Raw genomic sequence first — 24,224 nt, forward strand, 5'->3', positions numbered from 1 at the left:
CGGCCTGTCCTAACGGAATACTTCCGGCCGGTTCTTCGCGAGGTTGATCAGCCCGCCGGCTTCGAGCATGTCCACGAGGAACGGGTCCGCTGCCGCGCCGCGGACCGTCGTCCCCGTCGTGAGGTTGGTGAACTCACCCGACGTGAGATCCACTCGCACCCGGTCGCCGTCGGCGGCGAGGTCGGGGTTGAGGCCGACCTCCAGGGCCGGCAGGCCGACTTCGAAGCAGTTGCGGTAGAACGTTCGCGCGAACGTCTCCGCGACCACGCACCCGATGCCGGTCGCCTGCAACGCCTTGGTGGCGATCGCGCGGCCCGACGACTGGCCGAAGTGCTTGCCCGCGAACACGATGTCGCCGGGGCGCACCTTCTTCGGGAACTCCGGGTTGAGGTCCTCCAGCACGTGCTGCACCAGCACGTCCATGGGTTCGAACACGTACTGCGTCTTCACGAGCCGGTCGGTCGGGATGTTGTCCCCGAACCGCCAGCAGCGGCCTTCGAACTTCACGCGGTCCTCCCTGCGATGACGCCCGCCACGGCCGACGCGGCGACGGTCTCCGACGACGCCAGGTACATCGACGCGTCGGGGCTGCCGTTGCGGCCCGGGAAGTTGCGGGCGTGCGTGGAGATCATCGCCTCGTCCGAGGCCAGCGCGCCCATGTTGTAGGCCTGGTTCGACCCCGTGCTGGGCGGGAACCACGTCGCGCCCGCCTCGTGCAACGCGAGCACGAGCCCTTCCCGGGCCGCCTCGGCGAACACCTCGCGGCTGGACGGCACGAGGTGGAACCGCACGCCGGGGTGCACCCGGCGCCCGGCCAGGACCCCGGCCGCCGCGCGGAAGTCCTCGAGGCGGCCGCCGCCGTGGCCGCCCAGCTCGGCGTACTGGACCGGCGTGCCCGCCACCTCCGTGACCGGCTTGACGTTGCCCACCGTCGGCGGGCACGCGACCTGCACGTCGACCTCGCCGACGTCGAAGCGCAGCACCTGCGCCGCCTCTTCGCCGTCGCCGCGGACCAGCAGGTCCGGCCCGTCGCCCGGCAGCGTCCGCACGAACGCCTCGGTCACCTCGTCCGGCTCGACGAAGCTGCACTTCGCCCCGAGGTCCACGCACAGCAGCGGCAGCAGCCACCGGTCCCAAAAGGACAGTCCGCGCACGTACGGCCCGCCGAACTCGACGGCCCGGTAGTTCAGCTCGCCCTCGCCGATGCGGCCGACGAGCCACAGCGCGACGTCCCGGGGCGTGACGTCCGGCTTCGGCGTGCCTTCGAGCTGCACGCACGTGGTCTCCGGGACCTTGAACCACGCCTTCCCGTACGGCAGCACGGTGCCGGCGTGCGAGTCGTTGCCCAGCGCCACGGCGAGCGCGCCCAGCGTCCCGTGCACGGGCGTGTGGCTGTCGGACCCGACCACGATCATGCCCGGCTTGATGTGCCCGTGGCGGACGGCCGCGTGGTGCAGGTTGCCGTTGCCGCAGTCGTACAGCGTGAGGCCGTGCTTGCGCGCCCACTCCCGGTTGTGCCGCAGCACGTCGGCCTGCTGCTCGCTGGGCGGGGCGAAGTGGTGGTCGAACACCATCACGGCCCGTTCGGGATCCGGGATGGGCGTGTTCACGCGCTTCTCGTACACCTGTGAGGTCAGGTACCCGGACAGGTCGTGCATGATCAGCCGGTCGACCTTCGCGACGACGATCTCGCCGGGCTCCACCGACTCGCGGCCGCTCGCTCGGGCGAGGATCTTCTCGACGAGGTTCACGCGACCACCGCCGCCGCCACGACCTCGCGGGGGTCGGTGATGACCCCGCGGATCGCCGAGGCCGCGGCCGTCGCCGGGCTCGAGAGGAAGATCTTCGCGTCGTAACTGCCCATGCGGCCCTGGAAGTTGCGGTTCGCGGTGGAGAGCGTGGTCTCCCCGGCGGCCATCGCGCCGCCGTTGCCCGCGCACGCGCCGCAGCCCGGGTTGGTGATCATCGCGCCGGCCCGGATGAGTTTCGCGAGCACCCCGCTCTCCGACGCCCGCGCCATGATCTTCGCCGACGCCGGGGTCACGATGAGCCGCAGGCCGGGCGCGACGTGGTGCCCGGCGAGCACGTCGGCCGCGATCACGAGGTCGTCGTACTTGGCGTTGGCGCACGACCCGATGAACACCTGGTCGAGCTTGGTGCCGGCGACGTCGCCGACGCCCACCACGTTGTCCACGGTGTGCGGCACGGCGATCTGCGGCTCGAGCGACGGCCCGTCGAAGGCCACCGTCGCGCGGTAGGTCGCGTCCTCGTCCGGCAGCAGGATGTCGAGTTCGCCGCGGGGTACGCCGGCCTCGTCGAGGTAGGCGAGCGTGGTGGCGTCCGGGGCCACGTAGGCGTTCTTGGCCCCCATCTCCATGGCGAGGTTGCAGAACGTCATGCGCTCCGAAACCGACATGCCCGCGACGTAGGAGCCGGAGAACTCGACCGAGTCGTAGGTCAGCCCGTCGGCCCCGAGGTCGCCGATGAGCTTGAGCATGACGTCCTTGGCGTAGACGCCGGGGGCGAGGTCGCCGTCGATGACCACGCGGACCGACTCGGGCACCTTGACCCACAGCTTGCCGGTGCCCCACGCGGCGGTGATCTCGCTGAACCCGACGCCGGTGCCGAAGGCGCCCAGCGCGCCGTAGATCGTCGAGTGCGAGTCGGTGCCGATGATGAACTGCCCGGGCCGCACGAGCCCGTGCTCCATCAGCACGATGTGCGCGATCCCGCTGTCGACGTCGAAGAAGTTCTTCACGCCCATCTTCTTCGCGAACTCGCGGCACAGCGCGTGGTCCGCGGCCGTCTTCGCGTTCATCGCGGGGGAGAGGTGGTCCATCACCATCGCCACGCGGTCGACGTCGAAGAGCCGCTCGACGCCCATCTTCTCCAGCGTCCGGATGCACCGCCAGCTCGCGGTGTGGCTCATGTAGAGGTCCGGGTACGCGTCGACGATCTGCCCGGGCGCGAGGTCCGCGACCCCGGACGCGCGTTCGATCGCCTTCTGCGCGAAGGTCCTGCCGGTCATTGGTTGCCTCCTGCCGCGAAGCCGGCCATCAGGTGGGGGATCAGGCCGCCGTCGGCCATGATTTCCCGCAGCACCGGGGGGTACGGGCTGAAGGGGAACGTCCGCCCGCCCGTTTCGACCGTGCCCGCGTCGTAGTCGACCCACATCTCGCCGCCGTCGGCGGCCGCTTCCGCCGCGGCGGGCGACTCGACCGCGACGAGGCCGGTGTTGATCGCGTTGCGGAAGAACACGCGGGAGAAGGAGGCCGCGACGACCGCCTGGATCCCGGCGCCGATCAGGCAGGTGGCCGCCTGCTCCCGCGCGCTGCCGCAGCCGAAGTTGCGCCCGGCGACGATGACGTCGCTGGTGCGCAAGCGTTCCTGGGTTTCCGGCCCCAGCGGCTCGAAGGCGTGCTCGGCGAGCTCCGCCGGGTCGATGCTGACGAGGTAGCGGCCGGGGATGATGACGTCGGTGTTCACGTTGTCGCCGAAGGTGATGATCTGGCCTCCGACGCGATGTTCACTGCCCATGGATGCGTCTCCGCTCGAAGTTCCGGTGGTGTCCTCGCGCCCGCTCAGGGGCTGGTCTCCTCCAGGAACCAGTCCGTGGGCACCGTGTGCCCGAGGTCGCGTTCCTCGGCCAGCGCGAGCGCCCGCGCGCACACCGCCGCGAACTGCACGCCCATGCCGGTGTTGTTGGCGAACACGGTGATGTCGTCGCGGCTCGTGCGGCCCGGCGCTTCACCGAGCAGGAGGTCACCCAGTTCGCGGATGTCGTCCCACTGCACCAGGCCGCGCTCGACGGGTCCGAGGATGTCGTACTGCTTGTCGTGGTGCACCTGCTCGCGCGAGAGCACGGTGATGCGCGCCGCGCGGTCGAACGTCGTGTCGTCGAGCTCGCGCCGGGTGGCCGTGCCGTCCGGGGAGGTGATCGCGGTGACGTGCGTGCCGGGGTCGAGCCAGGCGCCGTCGAAGCACGGCTCCATGGCCGCGGTGGCGCAGGTGACGATGTGGCAGCCGGCCACGGCGTCGCGCCGGTTGTCGACGGCGACGATCTTGCGTCCGGTCTTCTCGCTCCACACGCGGGCGAAGTCCTCGCGGTGCTCCGCCGTCGGGCTGTAGACGCGGACCTCTTCGATGCCCGGCCGCACCATGAGCAGGCACTCGAGGTGCGCTTCGGCCTGCCAGCCGGAGCCGAACATCCCGGCGACCGTCGCGTCGGGGTTGGCCAGCTCGCGGATGCCGAGTGCCGAAGTGGCGCCGACGCGCATCTTCTGGATGAAGCTGTCGTGCATGATCGCGAGGGGCTCGAGGGTGGTCAGGCTGTAGAGCGTGACGAGCCCGACGTACCGGCCGCCGGGCGCGGCGGGGATGAGCCGCCGCCGCTGCACGCCGCTCGGCAGCGTCTCGACGCCGGCGATGTCGGAGGTGATCCGCAGCGCCCACACGCCGCTGGAGACGTTGCCGCCTTCCTGGGACTTGAACCGGAAGCGGAAGCCGGGGTGGCGGCTGTCCTCGACCGGGAAGTACGTGTGGTTGCGCGGCCGGTTGGCGCCCTGGCCGGCCGAAAGCTCCTTGTACGCCGTCTCCAGCGCGCCGAGCGTCTCGCCGGCGGTGAGCACCTGCTCGATGTCGCCGTTGGAAAGGATCCTCACTGCTGTGCTCCTGTCAGGTGTTCGGGTTCGCCTTCGGTGACGCGCACGGTCTCGGCGACGGCCGCGTTGCCGCCGTCGGCGAACGCGACCTCCACGGACACCGCGCCCGTCTCGCCGTCGGCCAGCACGGTGGCCGGGTCCTGGGCGCGGAATTCGCCACCGGTGGAGAGGTCGGCGTGGTTGACCCAGCGGACTTCGGCCCGCGCACCGCGAGGCAGCCCGGCCAGTGCGGGTGCGGCGGCCTCGGCGAGGGCGCCGACGGTGGCGCCGGCCTTGACCGCGCCGATCGCCGTCGCGAGGGCCTCCTTCAGCGCGCCGGACCAGCCGTCTCCGTTGTCGAGCACGCGGCTGGAGTGCACCCAGTGCATGCGGTACTGGCCGGTGACGGCGAAGGACGTCACGCCGTCCGAAGTGGACAGCGAAATCGGGTACAGGTCGAGGAAACCGTTCCCGCGCAGGGCGCGTTCCACGGTCTCGACGCGGCTGCCCGCGGTGCTGCCTCCGACGGTCGCCTTCGCCGCGGCGTCGTCGAGGATCCGGCCGGCCGCGCGCAGCAGCTCGGTCTCGGACTCGGACGGCACCAGCCGCTGCTCGCGCACCAGCCCGCCGAGCCGGCGGACTTCCCAGTCCGGCGCGGCCGCGACGATATCGTCCGCCACGTCGGCGGGCCACAGTGCGGCGTCGACCAGGCCGACGGTGCCGGTCTCCCGGCTCAGCAGGTACTTCGCGACGAGGTCGGCGAAGTTCTTGCCGCTGCTGAACTCCGTGACCGTCGACGAGCGCTTCATCCAGTTCTGCACGCGCAGCGACAGCTTCGTCAGGAACGTGACGGGCCCCTCGGCGGGGATCACCAGCACGCCCTCGTTCCAGTAGAGGCAGAGGTTGGTCAGGTAGGCGAGATCGTCGGAGCGCGACACGTCGGCGTAGACGAGGGCGACGTCGAGGCCCTGGGCGGCCATGGTGCGCTGCAGCGTGGAGACGCGCTCCCGCCACTCCTGGTCCGGGGTCTCCGCGGGGTCGAGCACGTGCAGACCGCGTTTCACGCCACGTCTCCTGTCTCGAACAGCTTCCGTTCGGTCGTGATCAGCACTTCGCAGCCGTCGGCGGTCACGCGCACCGGGTCGCCGAGCACGTGGTAGCCGGCCAGCGGCGTGTAGGTGTTGGGGTGGATGATGAAGACGGAGTTCTCGGGCAGCACCGTGTGGTTGCCCTCGATGATCGGCGTCTCGTCGAGGTGGAGGCCGTGGCCGTGGCCGCGCACGCGGGTGTACTCGCTCGTGCAGTACTCGCCGTAGCCGTACTTGCGGAACACGTCGTTCTCCGCCACCGCGACCTCGTGGGCGGTGATGCCCGGCCGCACCACGGAGATGCCGGCTTCGACGGCCTCGTTGAACAGGTCGAACGACCGGCGCTGCCCGTCGTCGGCCTTGCCGACCACCGCGGAGCGGCAGATCTGCAGCCAGTAGCCGTCCATCTTGGGGGTGAGCTCGGTGCGCACCATGTCGCCGGCTTCGAGGAGCCGGTCGCCGGGCGGGGTCATGCCGCGGACTTCGTCGCGGCCCGACGCGATGAGCATGAAGTTGTCCTCGGCACCGAGGTTCTTCAGCCGCGCCTCGACCTCGGCGACGATCCGGTACTCCGGCAGCCCGGGTTCGAGCACGTCGACGAACGCTTCCCAGCCCGCCGCGCACACCACGGCGCTGCGCCGCATCCGGGTCAGCTCCCACTCGCTCTTCACGAGCCGGGCGGTGTCGAGCAGCTTCGTCGCCGGGACGGCTTCGGCGCCCGGCGCCGCGGCGCGGATCGTCTCCATGACCACGAGCGGCACGAGCTCATGGAGGGCGATCCCGATGCGCCGCGGCGCCAGCTCCTGGAGGACCACACCCAGCTCGGCCGGGTTCGCCGGGTCGAGCCGGCGGGCTTCGCCGACCCAGCCCTGCGCCGTGAACGCCGTGAGGTCCGACGGCCGGGTCGAGAAGGCGACGGGGTCGCCCTCGGCCGGGAAGACGACGAGCGCGGCGCTGCCGGCCGGGGTCACGTCGGTGAAGTAACGGACGTTTTCGCGCCGCCAGGCCGGGCCGTAGGCGAGCACGACGTCGAGGTCCTGCTCGGCCATCGCGTCGCGGATCTTGCGGTGCCGCAGCCGCAGCTCCGCCTGGTTGTCGGGGGACAAGACCGCTCCGGCGGGTGCCGGGGCGTGGTCGATCGTCATCGTTCCTCCACGGGTGGTGGGTGAGGTCAGGAGCGGGCCATCGTCGGGGTGGCCGCCACCGGTGCCCCGGTGATCTCCTGGGTGATCTGCTCGACGGTGCGGCCGCGGGTCTCGAAGGTCGCCACCAGCGCGGCGAGCCCGGCGAGGACCGAGATGACCCCGAAGAGCAGGAAGAACAGGAACTGCGAGGTGTGCATGGCCAGGACGAACCCGACCAGCGCCGGCATGACGAGGCCGCCGACCTTCTGCCACGCCGCGGCCCAGCCGAGCCCGGTCGCGCGGCTCGCGGTCGGGTAGAGCTCGCTGGCGTAGGCGAAGAGCGTGCTGCCCGCCAGGCCGCTGCCGAAGAACGTCGCCAGCGAGCCGAGCAGGATCACCGCGCCGGCGGCGGACGTGGTGCCCCAGAGCAGGCACAGCAGTCCACTGAGGACGAACCCGGCGCCGAGCACCACGCGGCGGCCGATCCGGTTGATCAGCTGGCCGGCGAGGAGCGCGCCGACCACGCCGGCCGTGGTGATGATCGCCGTGTAGCCGAAGCTCTTGAGCAGGCCCACACCCTGTTTTTCGAGGACGGAGGGAAGCCAGCTCGACAGCCCGTAGAGGAACGCCCCGGCGCAGACCTCCATGAACCAGAGGGCGATCGTGTAGCGGAGATAGCGCCGGGCGACGAGCGTGCGCACGGTGCCCCGGGTTTCGGGTGCCTCGTGGTGCTCGGCGGCGGGTTCGTTCGTGCCGGTGCCGCGGCAGAGGGTGTCGACGATCGCCGTGCCGGCGGCGAGCCGGCCGCGGCGCAGCAGGTAGCGCACCGATTCCGGCAGCGTGGCCAGCATGACGGCGCCGACGAGCACCGGCACGGTGGCGATCGCGAACATCGCCCGCCAGCCCCACACGGGCACCACGGCGGTCCCGACCGCGGCGGCCGTCGGCAGGCCGATCAGCCAGGCGGCCGTGGCCGCGGTGACGAGCGGCCCGCGGTGGCGGGACGGCACGAATTCCGCGATGTAGGGGAGGGCCACGGCGATCTCCGCGCCGAGCCCGATGCCCTGCAGCGCCCGGAAGGTGACCAGGGCCCCGAAGCTGGGCGCGAACACGGCGGCCAGCGAGAACACCGCGTAGACCATGAGGGTGATCGCCAGCGGCACCTTCCGGCCGAACCGGTCGGACACGGTGCCGGCGACGGCCGCGCCGACGAGCATGCCGGCGAACAGGACCGAGGAGAACACCCCGGCCGACCCGCTGGTGAGGCGGAACGTCTTGATGACACCCGGCAGGACCACCCCGGTCAGGTTGATGACGAACCCGCACAGGAAGTGTCCCAGGAGGACGGTTACGTAGATCTTGAGGTGCCGCGCGGTGAACGCCGACTCGTCGAGCCTGGCGAGCAGCGCGCGGGATGAGGCGGTGGGGGACGGGGGCATGGCGGGCCACCTCTCTGTGGCATGGACCAGCGGTTGTGCGCTCTGCGGACCCCCTCGGGTCTTCCCCTCTACCGGTCGTCCAGGTTCCCCTGGACGGCGAAGTAGAGCTGGGAAAGCGCGGGCAGGAGCTGCTCGCGCACCTCGGGCGTGAGGCCGGCGGTGAGTTCGGCCGTGAACTTGTCGAGGGCGCGCCGAGCCGTGTCGCGGGCGTTCAGGCCCTTGGCGGTGAGCTCGAGCTGCATGGTGCGCCGGCTCGTGGCCGACGGGCGGCGGGACAGGAATCCCTGGTTGACCAGCTTGTCGACGCTCTCGGACATCGTCGACGGGTTGCGGTGCGCCAGCTTGCACAACGCCGTGAGCGAGGTGTGGCCGCTCCCGACCCTGGACAGGATCCGGTACTGCCGGATGGTGAGCGGTGGCTCGAGGCCCGCCAGCAGCTCCGTCTGGAGCCGGGTCAGCCGTCCGCCGAGGGCGAGCAGAACCTCGCCCAGGGAGGCCTGCGGCCCCAGCTCGTCGAAGGTCTCGGTGTCGCGATTTGCCACTTTGGTCCCCGTAAGTTCCGGTACCCGAAATAACGTCGTGGCCGACTGTACGTCAGCGGGGAGCCGTCTGGGAAGGGTCAGTTGCGGGCCGGAAGGAGTCTTCCGGCGAGTGAAAGGCCTGATGACGACGGTGGCGGGACCGGGGTATCGGGCGCGCGCGGGGGCCGGGACGCGCGCCGATTCAGCCGGGCGCCGCCACCGGTCTGGCGGACTGCGTTCTGTGGTTGCTGCACGCGGAGAAGCCGTCGAAGCGGCGGGTCTCACAGCTGGTCGCGGAGCAGGTGCTTCTCGATCTTCCGCGGTGCCTTGTGCGGCGCCAAATGCCCGCGCACGTAAGCGAAAAGTTCCCCTTCGTCGGCGCTCCCGCCGGGCGCGAGCCGGACGAAGGCCGCGACCTGTTCTCCCCATTCGGGGTCGGGGATCCCGACGACCGCGACGTCGTGCACGGCCGGGTGGTCGAGCAGGACGGTTTCGATCTCCCGGGGGTAGATGTTCTCGCCGCCGCGGATGATCATCTCCTTGACCCGTCCCTCGATGCGGAGGTAGCCCTCGTCGTCCATGGAGGCGAGGTCGCCCGTGTGCAGCCAGTCCTCCTGGTCGATGACCTCGGCCGTCTGGTCGGGGCGGCCGCAGTAGCCCGTCATCACGTGGTAGCCGCGGGTGCACACTTCGCCGATTTCGCCGTGGGCGCGCACGTCGCCGGTGGCGGGGTCGGTGATCTCGACCTCGCAGCCGGGCAACGGCTTTCCGAGCGTTTCCGCCCGGTTTCCAGGACTGTCGTCCAGGCGGGTCATCGTGCTCCCGGGGGAGGCCTCGGTCTGCGCGTAGATGATGCTCATCGGCACCCCCAGCGCGGACTCGACGCGCCGGACCAGCCCGGGCGGGACCGTCGCGCCGCCGGCGAGGGCGTAGCGCACGGAGGACAGGTCGTTGTTGGTGATGCCGCGGTGGTGCAGGACCGCGCCCTTGGGGGTGCCGGTCGTGCCGGAGGTGTACTGGATCTGCGCCGGATCGTCCGGGCTCACCGCGGGGAGCAGCTCGGTGGCGGACCCGGACTCGCAGAACGACTGCCAATCCTCGAACAACACCGTCTCCCGCAGGTGCGGGAGGCCGGGACGCACCCGGGCGAGCGTCTCCGACATCGGGTTGCCGCGGTAGTCCGCCTCCAGGAAGATCCCGGCCGCCCGCGACTGGCTCAGGACGTGCCGGAGCTCCTCTTCACGTCAGCGTGACCAGGGTCGTCCCGGCGAGCGCGGCCGCCATCTCCAGCACCACCCACTCGGGGATGTCGTGGGCCCACACCGCCACCCGCTCGCCCGGCCGGAACCGGCCGAGCAGTGCCCGAGCCGTCTGTTCGGCTTCCGCCAGCAGGTCCGAGTACGTCCAGCGCCGCCGGGCCCGCGGGTCGGGAACGCCTTCGACCAGCGCGCACGCGGAGGGGGCTCGCTCGGCCGCCTCGCGGAGGAGGGAACCGACGGTCAGCTCGCGCACTTAGTCCGCGTCCACCGCGGGGGCATGGGCCAGGTCCGACATGGAACCGCCCCTCGGGTCGGTCGACGCCGCCGTGACAAGCCGGGGTGTGGTGATTCGCCGTTGACCTTGCCACGGTTACAGCGGGGGCCGTCCTCGTCGGCGCGCCGCGACGGCGTTGAGCAGCTCGGTCGCCGCCGTGCAGGCCTCCTCGGTGATCACGTGCTCTGTGCCCGGGTCGATGCGCAGGTCCACCTCCGCGCCGGCCTGCCGCAGCAGTGCGGCCGTCTCCTCGACCCGGTGCCGCGGTACCCACGGGTCGTCCTCGATGCTTCGCAGTACGGCGGGAACTCCGCGCAGGACCCCGTCGGACGGCACGCGGGGAGGCGTCGTTTCGACGTAACCGCCGGTGAACAGCACGAGCCCGGCCACCGGCCGCGCGGTGGTGAGCACCAGGTGCGACAGCAGGCAGGCCCCCTGCGAAAAGCCCCACAGCACCACCCGTCCGCCGCCGAAACCGGACTCGGCCAGCCGGTCGAGACACTCTTCCGCGATCCGCAGGGAGCGGTCGAGCGCCGGTTGGTTGCGCTCGACCGGCTCCAGGAACGACCGCGGGTACCAGGTGCCGCCCTCGGCTTCCGGCGCGAAGAACCGCACCGGCGCCGCGCCGAGCCGCTGCGCCGTCGCCCGCATGAACGCCGGGTCCTGCCCGCGGCCGTGCACGGCGAGCACGGCCAGTGCGGCCCGGTCCGCCGGGGCGCCCCACTCGGCGAAGGACGGGGTCACGTCATCACCGCCTGCTCGTCGAGCGCGTACCAGCTGCGGTTGCGGTAGACCAGCGGCGTGCCCGGCGCCCCGCCCGGGCCGACCTCGACGACGTCGGCCAGCACGAGCGTCGAGCCGCCGGCCGTGACGCGGTCGGTGATCCTCCCGCGCAGCCAGGCGTCCACGGACGACAGCACGGGTTCGCCGGTCGGCAGCCGGTGCCACCGGCACGGGGGCGCGAACCGGTCGACCCCGCTCGCGGCGAACCGTTTCGCCAGGTCCACCTGCCCGGCGCCGAGCAGGTGCACGACCACCGTCCCGGCGGCCGCGATGCGCGGGGCCGCCGAGGACCGGGCCGACAACGAGAACGCGAGCAGCGCCGGCCGGGCGCTGACCGAGATCACCGACGTCGCGGTGAGCCCGGCGGGCCCGGCGCCGTCGTCGGCGGTGATGATCGCGACGCCCGCCGGGTGGCCCCGGAACGCCGCGGCGAACCGGTCGGCGAGCGCCTCCGGCATTACCGCGCCTCCTGCAGGTCGAGGAACACCCAGCGCGCCCCCGGCGCCAGGCCGCTGAGCAGCTTGCCGCAGTTCTGGAGCACGACCGGGCTCGAGGTGATGTGCTGGGTGCCGGCGTGCAGGTCGCGGAAGAACCGCTGCAGGACGCCTTGCCGCAGGGCGGCCGTCGCCGCCCACTTGTAGACGGTCTGGCCCACGGCGTGCACCGACCACGTCGTGTGGTTGAGCATCAGGCGCGTCAGCGTCTCCTGCTCGGTGTCCAGGGGCTCGCCGCGGTCCAGGGTGGCTTCGTTGCCCGCCCAGACGTCCATCGCCCACGCCCGCGCCGCGCGCAGCTTCGCTTCGGCCTGGGCGTACTCGGCGTAGAACTGCTGCGTGTCCACCGACGCGTTCGGGCCGCCGGTCTTCTTGGCCGCCAGCACCTTCATCTCGTCGAGCATCCGGCGGCCGACCCCGAGCGCCCACCCGGTGTGGCAGACGCCGGCCATGTTCGCCAGTCCCATGCGGTAGATCGCGCCGCCGTGCCGGACGTCGGTGGTCGCGATGCCGTAGACGTGGCTCTCCGGCACGAAAACGTCCTCGCACACGTAGTCGTGGCTGCTGGTCGCGCGCAGGCCCATGACGTCCCAGTTGTCGATCACCGTGGCCTGTTCCTTGGGCAGCGTGAAGACCAGCGCCTCGCCGGTCTCCGCGCAGAGCGCGGCGGTGTGGATGTGGGTCGCCATCGAGATCCCGGACGCGAAGTGCCAGTGCCCGCTGATGCGGTAGCCGCCGTCGGTCCGCACGGCCGTGCCGAGTTTGGTGCCCTGGCCGGCGATGAGCGCGTGGCCGCCGTTGGCGGCGTCCGGGTACAGGTCCGCGGCGGCTTCCGGGCCGAGGTAGGCGGCCGTGGTGCCGGTGACCATCTGCACGGCCATGAAGGCCCAGCCCACGGAAGCGTCCGCATAGGACAGTCTGGCGATCGTGTCGATCACCTGACGCGGCGAGAACTCGTAACCGCCGAGTTCGCGGGGGATGCCGGCCTTGAACGCGCCGGTCCCCTGCAGGGCCTTGGCGGGCTCGTCGGGGACGCGGCCGAGGACCTCGCCCTGCTCGGCGTTCTCCTCGATGACCGGCGTGATCGCGTCGAGCCGCGCCATGAGCGCGTCGAAGTCGTCGCTGACGTTCAGCTGGTTCATGATGTCCGTCCTCGGGTGTGCAGCGTGGCCAGGATCCAGTCGATGACGGGTTTCACGGTCTCGTCGGAGTTCGCCTCGAAGATCAGCCCGTGCCCGTTGCCGGTGACGCCGAAGTCCGGCAGGTGCAGCTGCCGGGCGCGGGCGCCGGCACCGGTCAGGAACTCCACGATCGCCGGGGCGAACGCGGCGAACGCCGACGCGCCGCCGGTCACCACCGCGACCGGTTTGCCCGCCAGCGCCGGGATGCGCCGTCCGGGGACCTCGGCCGGGTCGCCGGCCGGCGGGTCGCAGGTGATCTCCGCGCTGGTGAGGCCCCAGGTCAGCGTGCCGAGCCCGGGGAACCGCGCGAACGGGGGACCCATCGGCTCGATCGCGGCGATGGCCGCGACCTTGTCCGGCCGCGCGTCCGCGGTCAGCCAGCCGACCGGGCCGCCCGCCGAATGCGTCACCAGCACGGCCTCGCCCACGATGTCGAGGAGCCGGCCCATGCGGTCCGCGTCGAGGCGTTGCGACTCGGCCAGGTCGGCGGGCAGCGGGCCCATCGGGCAGACGAGCTGGTCGACGTGCTGGGGCCCGTATGTCCACTGTGTCTGCTCGTCGCGCGCCTCTTCAGGCAGGAAGAGCGCCTCCGCCGCTTCGTACGGGAACGGCGGACCCATCGGCGCGACGACGCCGGGGTGGTACGGCGAGCGTCCGTGCCCGCAGCGGTCGACGACGTAGACCGCGAAACCCGCCTCGACGAACCGGGTCGCCCAGCCCGGCCTGCCGTCGGGGGTGCCGGTCCAGTCGGTGCCCTGCCCGCCACCGCCGTGCACGAGCACGAGCGGGACCGGATGGGCGTCTCCCGGCGGCGCTTCCCACTGCACGAACAGCGGCGCCCGTTGCACGGTCCCGTGTTCGGTGCGCACCCGCTCGCCGGGTACCCAGAACTGTCCACGCCGGACGGTGATCTCGTGCCCGCCGGCCACGTGCGGTGCCGTCATGGTCGCCACCCTCAGATGTCGATCGGTTCCAGCCGCCCCAGGATTTCGTCGCGGCGGTGTTCGAACTGCTCCGGCAGCTGGAACCGGGTGCCGAGTTCGTGCGGCGACTCGTCGCAGGTCCAGCCGCCGTCGGCGTGGGTGACGGCGAGCTCGAACAGCGCGCCGCTCGGGGTGCGCACGTAGACGCTCTTGAAGTACTTGCGGTCCTTCAGCTCGGAGATGTCGGTGTAGCCGCGTCCTTCGATCCCGAACTTCAGCGCGTCCTGGTTCTCCAGCGTGGCGGCGTTCCACGCGAAGTGGTGGTAGGTGCCGGCGCCGTAGCCCCAGGTGCCCTGGTCGTCCTTCCGGTTGACGGTGATCTCGAGGTGGTTGCCGTGCTTGGCCTCGCCGATCTGCAGCCCGATGACGTCGCCCTCCTCGGCGAGGCCGTCCTGGGCGAAGAACGACTCGCCGGCGAACTCGACCATGCGGTCGGGCGTGGCCATGTGCACGCCGATGCCGTGGATGCCGTGGATCGCGTGCTCCGGCGGCACGCCGTGGCCGGGGTGGCCGACTCGTTCGTCGCCGCTGGTGCCGACGAACCGGTACTCGATGCCCGAGGGGTGCCGGAACGCGAGCCGGCGCTTGCCGAACCGCTCGGCGTCGGTGACCTCGACGTCGTGCTCGGTCAGCCTGCCGTGCCAGAAGTCCAGCGAGCGCTCGGGAACCGACAGCAGGACCTCGCGGGCCTGGTTGGTGCCGCGCTTGCCGTGGAACCCGGCCTGCGCCCACGGGAAGGTCGTGACGACGCTCGACGGGTCGCCCGCGGCGTTGGAGTAGTACAGGTGGTAGATCGGCAGGGAACCGTCGAACAGGACGGTGCGCTTGATGAAGCGCATGCCGAGGATCTTGACGTGGAAGTCGACGTCCTCCTGGGCGTCCGCCACGGAGAGCGTCACGTGGTGCGAACCTTGCACGTAGGTCATGGGTGGCTCCTCTGCGCTGGGATGTCCGCCGGGGCGAACTGTAGGAACGCGGGGGACGCTCGTGTGGCGCGAGAGCGCACGGCGCTGTCGAACCAGCGCACTGGCCTGCGGCGCGACGGCTGGGTACCGTGGGCTGAACGAGTCGTGGAGATGACGATGACGTCATTGACATCGCTACCGGAACGGTTCACCGGCGTGGCGCCGCGTCCGATCACGTTCACGTCCTGGGCGGACGCCGTCCGGCGCAGCGTGCTGACCTTCGAGTTCGACTGCGACCGGCCGGAGCGGTTCACCGGCACGGTCCGGGACCGGCACCTGCACGGGGTCAGCTTCGTCGACATGGCCTCCGAACGGCACGCGGCCTACCGCGACCGCGGCACGATCCGGGACGCCGACGCCGGGTTCTACGTGCTCACCCTGCAGCTCGCCGGCGACATCCGCATCGTCCAGGACGGCCGGGTCGCCCGCCTCGAGCCCGGCCTGTTCGCGTTGTACGACTCGGGCAAACCGGCCACGCTGACCGTCGGCGACGGCTACCGCTCCACCTGCATCCGGTTCCCCAAGACCGCGATCACGCCCCGGCAGGACGACCCGCTGGCCGAGATCACGGCGACGCCGTTCGCCTGCGCGCCGGGGCTGACCGACACGGTGTGGAGCACGGTGGTGAGCGTCAACCGCAATCTCGAGTCGCTCGGCCCGCACGGGCCCACCGCCATCCGCTCCCTGATGACCCTGGTCGGCACGATGCTGCGCGGCGAACTCGGCCACCACGTCCCCGCGCGGCCTTCGCACGAGGAGCTGCTCGAGCGCATCCTCGCCTACATCGACGACAACCTGGCCGCCACGGACCTCGACCCGGCCCGGATCGCGGCCGCCCACTTCCTCTCACCGCGGGCGCTGCACACCCTGTTCGAGCGAACCGGCACGACGGTGTCCCGCTGCATCCGCGAGCGCCGGGTGGACCGCTGCCGCCTCGACCTGACCGACCCGGGGCTTGCGCACGTGGCAGCGTCGGCGATCGGCGCCCGGTGGGGGTTCTCCGGGGCGTCGCACTTCGGGCAGGTGTTCAAGCGGGAGACTGGGTGGACCCCGGCGGAGTACCGGCGGCAGATGCTGGCCGGGATGGGAGAGGCCGGCTGAGCGGTTCGGTCAGGGGAGCGGATGCCAGTGGATCACACTTTCCGCCCGGCATCTGACGTCAGCTGTCGTTGTGGACGTCGAGTGGCGGCCGGTCTCACGAGTTCGTCCTCCAGGACCTGGATCACGGCCTCGACGCGATGAGAGACGTGATCCCTGAATTCGGATGTCTTGTAAATGAAGCCCTTCAATCTGCTGAGACCGAGTTCGTCGAGAGACGCAGGCTTCTCGGACGGCGTAAGGTGAAGGTTTTTCTGAAACTCCTCTACGATCTTGTCGAGGTATTTCTCCACGTGCTCATAGTGTTGAAATAATGTCCCGGCATATACCGTGCCCTCATGGGAGTGGACTGTGATTGCGTCGCCGCCGGGTACTCGTCCCTGGATGGCTGAGGTGCGACGTTTCAGGCTTTCGAACATGAGCTGCTGCTCGTTGAGCTCTCCGAGCAGGCGGGAATAGCTTTCGTGGCTGATCGTCGGACGAGATCCGGGTGCGGTCTCGGCTTCGAGGGCGCGGCGGATCCGCTTGACCGCGTTGTAGCCGAGGACTGTTTCCGAGAGAAACGACCTGATTCGGTCGTCTAGGCGCCTTCGTTCATCTGTCTGGTCGTCGCGCTTCTCCGCGTCGATCCTGCTTTGCTCGAGATGGATCTGTTGCAGCCTGAAGGTCGCCATTCCGACAACAACTCCGACGAGGGCGACGCCAAGCACCTGCAGGCACACCCGCATGACTTCGTAGCGGGCCGTATTGGGCGCCGGGCCGGGAGGGAGGAGGGTGAGGACGAGTCCTGCGCCGGCGATCACCGCGACCGTGATCAGCGTGATCACCGCCCAAAGCCCGGCTCGGGTGGCTGTCCATGACCTGGTCACGATCGTGCACCTCGAATGCGTGTCGCGAACGACACCTCGATTCGTCGAAAGATCTTTTGCTCAGCTGGATCCTTCGTCGGGGAGTGTACGCCGGGCCGGCCGGTGGGGGAAGCCGGATTGAGTACCGATCGAAACCAAGTGCCACCGCCCGGCATGAAAGGGCCCGCCGGCCACGGCCCACCAGAATGGCATCGCCCTTTCCGTGACGGGAGCCTCGACGAAGATCTGAACGACCCGCCGCAATTTTCCACCCGGGACCGCAAGGCGGCCCCTCCTGTCCGGATCGGGACGGCTTCACGTCGCGGCGGGGACGACGAAATTGCCGTGGACCGCGCCCTTGGCGGCTCATGCGTGCGCCGCACTGGCCAGCTGCCGGCTCTCGGCGGCGGCCTCCTTCGTCGCGGGCAGTCCGCCGCCCGGGCTCGAGTTCTTCGTGCACCTCCCCACCCACGGCTCCTGGGCCGGCGGCGTCCGCACGGCGACCTGCACCTTCGGCCGGCCGGGCGGCAAGCTCACCGAAGTCGTGCAGCCCTGATCGGGGCCGGTCACCGCGGCCCGGCGGCGTGCTCGGCCAGCCCCGTCGCCATGGTCTGCATGTAGCGGCGGAGGTAGCGCCGGAGGAACCAGCGCATCCACCAGCGCGCCGAATACGTGCCGTGCCACCGGATCCGCGTGCCGCCGCCGGGGGCCGCCGTCAGCTCGACCGCCGCCCGGTAGCCGGTCAGCTGCGGGTTTTCCGCGCCCTCGTAGGCGAACCGGCGTTCCGGCTCGAGCGCGGTGATCCGTTCCTTGGTGACGACCTTGCCGGTCCGGAACGCGCGCACCGCCCCGACGCCGTCCCGGCCGTCGGGGGAGAGACCGGCCGACCGCGCGGTCTCGAGCGCGTCGATCGGGGACCACGACGGCCAGCTGCGCGGATCGAGCAGCAGGGCCCACACGGCCGGGGGCGGGGCCGCGGATTCGGCGGTGACGTCGTAGGACTGCTGGGTCATGCAGGCAGGCTAGGGCCGGATCCGGGTCCGGCCCAGGCCCGGAATTGCGGTGTACCGGTCAGGAATTGCGGTACGTCGACGGCCGGGTTCCGGTGAGCCGGACGAACGCGGCCGAAAGGGCGCCGGGACTGGTGAAGCCGCACCGCGGCGCGATCCGGTCGAGCGACAGGTCCGTGTCACGGAGAAGCCGCTTCGCTTCTTCGACCCGCAATCCGGTGAGGAACCGGTGCGGGGTCTGTCCCGTCGCTTGCCGGAACACCCGGACGAGGTGGAAGACCGACAGGTGCACCTCGTCGGCGAGGTCGGCCAGGGTGATCGGCTCGGCCAGCCGGTCGCGCAGGAACGCGGTGGCCGCGCGCACCCGGGCGTCCTCCCGCGCCGGAGGCCGGCCGGCCGGCAGCCGCCCGTGCCGGGTCAGCAGGTGCATGGTCAGGAACGCCGCCGCCGTCTCGGCGTACAGATCGTCGGCCGCGCCGGGGGAGCCGAGCGCGCGGACCGCCTCTTCGAGCAGCGGGTCGCCGGTCGCGACGGACGCGGCCATGGCCTCGAAGTCCGGGACGTCGCCGCCCAGCCGCGCCACGGCCGCGTCGACGGTGTCGCGAGGGAGGTGCACCTGGACGCTGCGCATGTCGGCGTCCCCGCGGTAGCGGCGGACGACGGGGCGGTGCGGCACGCCCAGCTGGAGCCGGCCGGGGCGCCAGGAATCGCGGACGGCCCGCCCTCCGTCGCGCGTCTCCAGCTCGGCCTGCCCGGAGACCGGGAGCACCAGGTGCAGGTCGGCCGCGCCGGGCAACGCCATTTCCTCGGCGACCGGGACGTGCTCGAACCGCTGCACCAGCAAGGACCGCCAGCCGGCGTGCTCCCAGCTGCAGAACGTCCGGCGGACGAAGCGTTCCGTCTCGAAACCGGTGTAGGGCCGCAGATCGAACCGGGCGGAGTCGAACACCATGGACCCGAGGCTACCGGCCTCACCGGCGGTGGTGACTGCGAACGCCGAATTCGCGGATTACCCGAACGAGTCAACGACGGCGTGGTCAGGGGCCCCGCGGTGCTCACCCGATGGTGGTTCGAAGTGGAAACCCCGCGGCCACCTTAGTAATTTCTGCTCGCGCGCGGCTGAACACCGTCGCCGAATCTCAGCGTTCGTTTATTCAAGGAGTCTCCCGCATGTTGAAGAAGATCGGTTTTGTCACGACGGCCCTCGCGGCCGGTGCCTTCCTGGCCGGTGGCGTCGCCGCCGCCGGCACCCCGGAGCACCACGGGCACCTCCGCGGTGTCAACGACTCCACCGGCCAGCTCGGCCTGGTCAACCTGAACAACACCGACGCGCTGCACAACGTCGAGGGCACGGTCGGGTTCTGCGACAACGAGGTGAACGTCCTCGGCGTCCAGGTGCCGGTCCACCACGTCGCGAACGGCATCGGCGTGCCGGTCCTGTCGCCGGGTGAGCACGAGGCCGAGGGCGAGTCGCCCTACAACTGCGCGGCCAGTGGCCTCGCCGACGGCGGCACCAGCCAGGACAACTGAGCCACCGCGTCACAACCGGGGCGGCCCCAGGACTGGGGCCGCCCCGCGTGCGTCGGCTCCCGGTCAAGGAGACGAAAGCCGCAATCCGCTCGTCCCCGGCCAATTGCCGCAGTTCTGCAACCCGTTCCGTGCCAAGGGTTTCGCCGCCCGAATCGACGTCGGATACGCTTCCGCGGCCGAGCACACGCACCGACGGGGGACGACGAGCCATGGACACCACTTCCGACGTGGGCAGAGTCCGCGTCCACGAACCCGCGCCGAACGTGCCGTCGGGGGCCGAGCCGCTCTTCGCCGGGTATGTCCGGCAGCTGACCAAGATGACCGTCGCGCGCATGGGGATCAGCGGCGCGCTCGTCGTCCTGGGTCTCCTGCTCGCGTTCACCGACCAGTGGGGCAACCTGCTGCCCTACTTCTACGTCGCCGTGTTCGGCGCTTCGCTGGTGATGGGAGGCTACGTCCTCACCGTGTGCCGGCGGGTCCGGCGGCTCTTCCCCGAGCCGTACCACCGGCTCGACGTCGCCCCGGACGGGATGCTCGTGAAGGGCGCGCAGGTGTCGGTGCGGCTGCCGGACGGGCGGTGGTTGCGCACCCGGCTCTCCGACGGCGCCCGGGTGCAGCTGGCCGGCGAGCGACGGCTGTGGGTGCTCGGCACCGGCCGGCGGGTGTTCGTCCGGATGCCCGGCGCGATGTGGTTGCGAGCGGGGCGGATCGAGGACGCGCCCGTGTCGGGGGCGACGCCGGCGGAGCTCGTCTCGCGGCACCCGACGCCGCCGAAGCTCGATCCGGTGCTCGCCGCGCACCGGACGTTCCAGAAGCGGCGGATGGCCGTCTCCGCGGTGGTGGTCGTGGCACTGGGCGCGGCGGGGTTCGCGATCCTGCCGGCGGCGCAGTACGCCCCCGACGTCATCCTGGGCCCGGCCGCGGTGGGCGGCGTCGCCGGCGGCAGCGCGGTGTTCGTCCTCCTGGGACTGCTGATGGGCGTCGGCCTCCTGCGGCTGCGCGGTCCGATCACCGCGGACACGTGGGTGGAGCTGCGGATCGCCCTGGACACGCCGTTCGTGCCGCGCGGTCGCACCCAGGTCCGGCTGACCGGCTGGGCGCTGCACCCGGACGGGCGCCAGACGCGCTTCCGGCTGATCGCCGACCTCTCGCTGGCCGCCAACGTGGCGGCGACGGGCCAGCTGTGGCTGCAGGGCTACCCCCAGCCCCGCAAACCGTCGACGGCGGGCGTGCCGGGCTATCCCTGCGTGGGCACCTTCCGCCTGGCTTGAGCGCCGGGTGGCGCTTACCTCAGGTAACAGTCTGGCGTCGACGACTGACCTCTGGCCAGACAGTTCGTGCTGGTCAGTGCGGTGAACGCGGTACCAATCGCAGGTTTCCGCGGCTGAGTGGCGGGTGAGAAGTTCGTAACGCTTCGTGTTTTGCGGCGACTTGCGTTAGGTCCTGTCCGCAAAGCCCGGCGGTGGTGAGAGACCATGTGCGACTACGTGCCCGGTGAGGTCCTGCTCGCGTTTCCCCGTCACGCCCCCGCCGTCAGGGCGATGACGGCCTGGTTCGACGATCACGGCCACGAGCACGGCATGCAGGTGCTGAGCCGGCTCGACGATCGCCGGCCGCTCGGGAGTTCGCCGCCGGATCAGGAGCTGCCCCTGCACGTCTGGCGCGTCCAGGTTCCGCCGGGGGAGGAAAGCTCCGGCGCCGACGTCTTGCGCCACGCTTACCTCGAGGCGTTGATCGTGTTCGACTTGCTGGGCGACGAGCACGCGGCCACGCTCCTGCTCGACGTCTGGGTGCAGCCCAACCACCTGATCACCGTCGACGGCTGGGTGGACCGGCCGGCAGAAGGCGCCGAGATCCGCCTGACCGACACCCATGAGCAGTATCGCCGGCTGTGCGGCTTCGGCCCCGCGAACCGGTCCGGCCAGGACGGCCGTCCGCCGGTGGTCGCCGTGGTCGACTCCGGTGTGTCGAGCCGGTTCGCCGATCGGGTGGTCGCCGAGATCGATCTGGTCACGCCGCGCCAGTTCGGTCAGCCGGAAGAAGGTGCCAAAGGCGATCGGGTCCTGCACGGCACCGCCGTCGTCGCGATCATCGCGGATCTCGTGCCCACGGCCCGGTTCAAGGTCTACCGGATCGCGGACGACGTCGGCCGGGCCAGCGAGTTCGACGTCCTCGCCGCGCTGATGAACCTGGTCGAGGTCGACGTCGTCAACCTGAGCCTCGCGTTCGGACTCGACAAACCGGACTGCGCCACTTGCGGCCGGGCCGCGAATTCGTCGCGGTCGCAGCTGTTCGAGCGCGTCCTCGGTGTGCTGGCTCAGTCGTCGCATCCGCCCGTGGTTGTCGCGGCCGCAGGTAACGCGCGGCGCACGGCATTGTCGTATCCGGCACGGTTCCACGATGTGATCGCGGTCGGCGCTCTCAACTCGGACCGAGGGGTCTCGCGGTTCAGCAACACCGGCACCCGTGACCACCTGGGCAACGAGCATCCGCGGGTCTGGTTCCTGCCCGGCGGCGACGACCGCGACGGGCGCGTGGAGCGAGCCGCTGAGGCCGGCGGCAAGTCCTTCCTCGGCACCTCCTTCGCCTGCGCCTACGCGACCGCGGTGATCGCCGATCAGCTGGCGCGCAAGTCCCGGGACGAACTGCTCGATCAGCTCGCGACCACCAGCGGAGACGACATGGTCGGCTATGACCGGGAAGCGCACGGACACGGTCGTCTGTCCCGTCGAGTGCTGGAGGACTGTGATGACTGACGCGGCGACGGACGAGCAGGCCAAGGGCGACGACGACGTCCAGCTGGACGAGGAAGCCCGGCAACTGAAACTGCGTCAGCTCAAAGCCGAGTCCCGGAAAGCGATCGCCGAGGCCGAGCAGGCCCGGTTCACCGCCAAGCTCCCGCAGTCCGCGACCAAACCGGTCGAAGGCAAGGTCGACGTCAGCGAGAAATCCGGCTTCATCGCCGACCTCGTCGCCCACGCCGTGCTCGAGCAGGCGGCCGGGCAGATCGCGGCGTTGCTCGCCGAGGACGACCGGGTGCTCCTGGTGGCCGGGCGCGACCTGATCGCGTCGGATTGGCCCCACACCGTCGTGCTGGCCGAACTGGACCGGCTGGAGACGGCACTCCGCGAAGCGAAAAAGCTGTTCACGAAGGAACCTCCTGCGGCCTCCGGAGACGACGGGCTGGCCAGTTTCGAGGTCGCCGCCGCGATCGCCTTGCCTGCCGCTGTCCTGGGAGCCGCCGCCGACCTCGTCGGGATGTTCCGTTCGGACTACACGATGGTCGGGCGGGAGGTGGCAGCCGACCCCGGCTCCGTGACCGCCGCGATGGCAGGGGCGCTGGCGGCGAGGAACATCAAGGTCGACGTCGATGCCTTCGAGCTCGCCAAGACCGGTCCGCTTCGGCGCCTGATCGCCGCGCGCGCCCTCCGCGACCAGCTGGAGACCCTCAAGGTCACCACCACCGAGGTGGACATCGCACCGGCCGAGCGCTTCATCGCCGCCGTCACGGCCGAGATCTCCGCGCTGGAAGTGGCGGTGCTGAAGCTGCGCCAAGACGGAAGGCGCGACGACGACCTGGAGAGACAGCTCGCCGAGGCGAGGGAAAGAAGGACGGACTCCGACAAGCGGATCGCGCCGCTGCGGGCCGCGACGCAAGCCGCCGCGTCCGTGCTGGAATCCTTCGACTCGTTCGTCGCCGCGGCCACCACGGCACCACCGGGCGGCTACCCGCCGATCGTCGTCGCAGCGATGCGGGACAAGCTGCACACCGCACCGCGGATCAGCCACGTCCTGCACGTCGCCGCCGGTCCGATCGGCGGCGAAACGATCACCAGGCGGAGCGTGTGGAAGACATCGGTCGCGTTCCTCGGCGGCGCCAATGTCTCCTACCTGCTGCTGAAAACCGACGACATGACGCTCAAAGCCGGCAACCTGGCCTTCACCGCTTCGGTCACGTTCAACCCCAGGAAGAACCACGTCGGCAAGGTGGAGATCGCCGCTGCTGCAGCGTGCCGGCGAGCAGGACGCCGACGGCGGCGCCGTGCCGCTGGAGGTCAGGCGCACGGAGGCGTTGGAGAAGCAGACCAAGGCCATGGCCGAACACACCGTTCAGCTGGACAGGGTGGCGAAGCACCTCGGCGCCCGCTGAACGATCTCCCCCAGGACAACCGTGGTTTGGTAACTGCGCCAGGCGCCGGTGGATGTCCGGCCCCCGATCTTCCAGGGGAGTGGCGCGACAGGGGCAAGGCGCAGATGCAGCGCTGCCCGCAGGGCCGGGGCCGGCGCTGGCCAAAACTCCCGACCGTCCGCAAAAGCTGGGTCCCGCCGACTTCGCGGTGAGGACGATCCTCAGCGTGGTGTCCCAGCCCGGCAAACCCGGTCCGCCCGAAGGCATGCCCGGCGCTCGACGCCCGCGCGAGCGCCCCCGCGGCGACCAGGCCGATCGTCGCCCCGCGGATCTCGAACCGGTTGAACTGCTTTGCCCGCCGAGCGCCGGCCGGCCTTGCCCGCGCCCAGGCGATCAGCCGCCGGCGGGAACGGCTTCAGCAGCTCGAATACATCTTCAGGTGGGCGATGTCGTCCCACAGGCCGACGTCGAAACTCGCCCAGGCGCGGAACCGGTAGTGTTCCCCGCTGCTCGGCATGGCCCGCACGAACCTGCGCCAGTCTCCTTCGACGGGGTGCTCGGTGGCGAGCGAACCCAGGATCCTCCGGTGGGTGTCGAGCAGGTCGACCTGCCGGATCACCCAGGCGTCGTCGTCGACCTCGCTGGTCACCGTCGCGGCGAAGGTGGCGGATCCGTCGGGGCACAGGGTCCACCTCGCGCCCTCCGCCATCGTGCCGTCGCCCTTCCTGATCAACCTCCAGGTGAATTCCCACGGCGTCCAGCCGGTGAGCCGTTTCGCCGCAGCGTTCGGGGTCTGCAGAATGACCGACGGGTCCATGTCGCGCGCCTTCCACTCGTCTCGGCCTTGCCGCTGGACAG

26 protein-coding genes and 1 pseudogene are annotated in these 24,224 nt (G+C 71.0%); 6 read left to right on the top strand and 21 right to left on the bottom strand.

Features of this window, described 5'->3' with window-relative positions; genetic code table 11:
* Positions 1-9: 9 nt before the first annotated feature.
* The 17 genes and pseudogenes from ACH54P_RS47300 to ACH54P_RS47380 all read right to left on the bottom strand — a co-directional run bounded on the left by ACH54P_RS47300 (position 10) and on the right by ACH54P_RS47380 (position 14,712).
* Positions 10-507 (bottom strand): LeuD/DmdB family oxidoreductase small subunit, encoded by a 498-nt coding sequence (locus tag ACH54P_RS47300; protein ID WP_489909847.1) that lies wholly within the window; start codon positions 505-507, stop codon positions 10-12.
* On the bottom strand, positions 504-1,751 hold the full coding sequence (locus ACH54P_RS47305) for a 3-isopropylmalate dehydratase large subunit (RefSeq protein ID WP_489909848.1): 1,248 nt from the start codon (positions 1,749-1,751) through the stop codon (positions 504-506). The genes ACH54P_RS47300 and ACH54P_RS47305 overlap by 4 nt, the downstream gene beginning before the upstream one ends.
* The gene (locus ACH54P_RS47310) at positions 1,748-3,028 is read right to left on the bottom strand and encodes an aconitase/3-isopropylmalate dehydratase large subunit family protein (RefSeq protein ID WP_489909849.1); all 1,281 of its coding nucleotides are present in this window, start codon (positions 3,026-3,028) and stop codon (positions 1,748-1,750) included. The genes ACH54P_RS47305 and ACH54P_RS47310 overlap by 4 nt, the downstream gene beginning before the upstream one ends.
* Positions 3,025-3,537, bottom strand: coding sequence for a LeuD/DmdB family oxidoreductase small subunit (locus tag ACH54P_RS47315; RefSeq protein ID WP_489909851.1), 513 nt, complete (start codon positions 3,535-3,537; stop codon positions 3,025-3,027). Before ACH54P_RS47315 ends, ACH54P_RS47310 begins: the two co-directional genes overlap by 4 nt.
* 44 nt (positions 3,538-3,581) lie before the next feature.
* Positions 3,582-4,661 (bottom strand): ornithine cyclodeaminase family protein, encoded by a 1,080-nt coding sequence (locus ACH54P_RS47320; protein ID WP_489909852.1) that lies wholly within the window; start codon positions 4,659-4,661, stop codon positions 3,582-3,584.
* Positions 4,658-5,704 (bottom strand): aminopeptidase P family N-terminal domain-containing protein, encoded by a 1,047-nt coding sequence (locus ACH54P_RS47325; RefSeq protein ID WP_489909853.1) that lies wholly within the window; start codon positions 5,702-5,704, stop codon positions 4,658-4,660. Before ACH54P_RS47325 ends, ACH54P_RS47320 begins: the two co-directional genes overlap by 4 nt.
* Positions 5,701-6,873 (bottom strand): M24 family metallopeptidase, encoded by a 1,173-nt coding sequence (locus ACH54P_RS47330; protein ID WP_489909855.1) that lies wholly within the window; start codon positions 6,871-6,873, stop codon positions 5,701-5,703. Before ACH54P_RS47330 ends, ACH54P_RS47325 begins: the two co-directional genes overlap by 4 nt.
* A gap of 26 nt (positions 6,874-6,899) precedes the next feature.
* The gene (locus tag ACH54P_RS47335) at positions 6,900-8,291 is read right to left on the bottom strand and encodes an MFS transporter (RefSeq protein ID WP_489909856.1); all 1,392 of its coding nucleotides are present in this window, start codon (positions 8,289-8,291) and stop codon (positions 6,900-6,902) included.
* A 68-nt stretch (positions 8,292-8,359) separates the two neighbouring features.
* Positions 8,360-8,833, bottom strand: a complete 474-nt coding sequence (locus ACH54P_RS47340; protein WP_489909857.1) for a MarR family winged helix-turn-helix transcriptional regulator — start codon at positions 8,831-8,833, stop codon at positions 8,360-8,362.
* A gap of 260 nt (positions 8,834-9,093) precedes the next feature.
* A complete protein-coding gene (locus ACH54P_RS47345) occupies positions 9,094-9,477 on the bottom strand; it encodes an AMP-binding enzyme (RefSeq protein ID WP_489917051.1) in 384 nt (127 codons plus the stop codon).
* Positions 9,478-10,041 (bottom strand): annotated as a pseudogene (locus ACH54P_RS47350) (AMP-binding protein); the annotation flags it as partial. It abuts the gene before it with no gap.
* Between the two features lie 10 nt (positions 10,042-10,051).
* Entirely contained in the window at positions 10,052-10,324 is a 273-nt protein-coding gene (locus ACH54P_RS47355; protein ID WP_489909858.1) for an AMP-binding protein, read from the bottom strand.
* A 117-nt stretch (positions 10,325-10,441) separates the two neighbouring features.
* The gene (locus ACH54P_RS47360; RefSeq protein ID WP_489909859.1) at positions 10,442-11,089 is read right to left on the bottom strand and encodes an alpha/beta hydrolase; all 648 of its coding nucleotides are present in this window, start codon (positions 11,087-11,089) and stop codon (positions 10,442-10,444) included.
* Positions 11,086-11,586, bottom strand: coding sequence for a flavin reductase family protein (locus ACH54P_RS47365; protein ID WP_489909860.1), 501 nt, complete (start codon positions 11,584-11,586; stop codon positions 11,086-11,088). Before ACH54P_RS47365 ends, ACH54P_RS47360 begins: the two co-directional genes overlap by 4 nt.
* A complete protein-coding gene (locus ACH54P_RS47370) occupies positions 11,586-12,764 on the bottom strand; it encodes an acyl-CoA dehydrogenase family protein (RefSeq protein WP_489909862.1) in 1,179 nt (392 codons plus the stop codon). The genes ACH54P_RS47365 and ACH54P_RS47370 overlap by 1 nt, the downstream gene beginning before the upstream one ends.
* Positions 12,761-13,747 carry an alpha/beta fold hydrolase gene (locus ACH54P_RS47375; protein ID WP_489909863.1) on the bottom strand — a complete coding sequence of 329 codons (987 nt, stop codon included), beginning with the start codon at positions 13,745-13,747 and terminating at the stop codon, positions 12,761-12,763. The genes ACH54P_RS47370 and ACH54P_RS47375 overlap by 4 nt, the downstream gene beginning before the upstream one ends.
* An 11-nt stretch (positions 13,748-13,758) precedes the next feature.
* A complete protein-coding gene (locus tag ACH54P_RS47380) occupies positions 13,759-14,712 on the bottom strand; it encodes a VOC family protein (RefSeq protein ID WP_489909864.1) in 954 nt (317 codons plus the stop codon).
* A 156-nt stretch (positions 14,713-14,868) separates the two neighbouring features.
* Between ACH54P_RS47380 and ACH54P_RS47385 the strand changes: the two genes are divergently transcribed.
* Positions 14,869-15,852, top strand: a complete 984-nt coding sequence (locus ACH54P_RS47385) for an AraC-like ligand-binding domain-containing protein (RefSeq protein ID WP_489909865.1) — start codon at positions 14,869-14,871, stop codon at positions 15,850-15,852.
* A 32-nt stretch (positions 15,853-15,884) separates the two neighbouring features.
* On the opposite strand, the gene ACH54P_RS47390 is transcribed toward ACH54P_RS47385, so the two are convergent.
* Positions 15,885-16,676, bottom strand: coding sequence for a hypothetical protein (locus tag ACH54P_RS47390; RefSeq protein ID WP_489909866.1), 792 nt, complete (start codon positions 16,674-16,676; stop codon positions 15,885-15,887).
* Positions 16,677-17,055: 379 nt separating this feature from the next.
* Here ACH54P_RS47390 and ACH54P_RS47395 point away from each other — a divergent pair, with 379 nt between their 5' ends.
* Positions 17,056-17,253: a hypothetical protein gene (locus ACH54P_RS47395; RefSeq protein ID WP_489909867.1), complete on the top strand. Its 198-nt coding sequence runs from the start codon at positions 17,056-17,058 to the stop codon at positions 17,251-17,253.
* Positions 17,254-17,263: 10 nt separating this feature from the next.
* Here the strand turns inward: ACH54P_RS47395 and ACH54P_RS47400 are convergent, their stop codons facing one another.
* Together ACH54P_RS47400 and ACH54P_RS47405 are read right to left on the bottom strand one after the other, a co-directional pair.
* Positions 17,264-17,710 carry an SRPBCC family protein gene (locus tag ACH54P_RS47400; protein ID WP_489909868.1) on the bottom strand — a complete coding sequence of 149 codons (447 nt, stop codon included), beginning with the start codon at positions 17,708-17,710 and terminating at the stop codon, positions 17,264-17,266.
* 58 nt (positions 17,711-17,768) lie between these two features.
* Complete coding sequence (locus tag ACH54P_RS47405; protein ID WP_489909869.1) at positions 17,769-18,659, bottom strand: helix-turn-helix domain-containing protein; 891 nt, start codon at positions 18,657-18,659, stop codon at positions 17,769-17,771.
* A 218-nt stretch (positions 18,660-18,877) separates the two neighbouring features.
* On the opposite strand from ACH54P_RS47405, the gene ACH54P_RS47410 reads away from it, so the two are divergent.
* The 4 genes from ACH54P_RS47410 (at position 18,878) to ACH54P_RS47425 (ending at position 23,578) form a co-directional block, all read left to right on the top strand.
* Positions 18,878-19,237, top strand: a complete 360-nt coding sequence (locus tag ACH54P_RS47410) for a hypothetical protein (protein WP_489909870.1) — start codon at positions 18,878-18,880, stop codon at positions 19,235-19,237.
* 209 nt (positions 19,238-19,446) lie between these two features.
* Positions 19,447-20,508 carry a hypothetical protein gene (locus tag ACH54P_RS47415; protein WP_489909871.1) on the top strand — a complete coding sequence of 354 codons (1,062 nt, stop codon included), beginning with the start codon at positions 19,447-19,449 and terminating at the stop codon, positions 20,506-20,508.
* A gap of 204 nt (positions 20,509-20,712) precedes the next feature.
* Positions 20,713-21,993, top strand: a complete 1,281-nt coding sequence (locus tag ACH54P_RS47420; protein ID WP_489909872.1) for a S8 family peptidase — start codon at positions 20,713-20,715, stop codon at positions 21,991-21,993.
* Positions 21,986-23,578 (top strand): hypothetical protein, encoded by a 1,593-nt coding sequence (locus ACH54P_RS47425; protein WP_489909873.1) that lies wholly within the window; start codon positions 21,986-21,988, stop codon positions 23,576-23,578. Before ACH54P_RS47420 ends, ACH54P_RS47425 begins: the two co-directional genes overlap by 8 nt.
* A gap of 203 nt (positions 23,579-23,781) precedes the next feature.
* On the opposite strand, the gene ACH54P_RS47430 is transcribed toward ACH54P_RS47425, so the two are convergent.
* Complete coding sequence (locus ACH54P_RS47430) at positions 23,782-24,183, bottom strand: DUF6294 family protein (protein WP_489909874.1); 402 nt, start codon at positions 24,181-24,183, stop codon at positions 23,782-23,784.
* Between the last annotated feature and the right edge of the window lie 41 nt (positions 24,184-24,224).

This window comes from Amycolatopsis sp. N2S4-7, assembly GCF_058119595.1.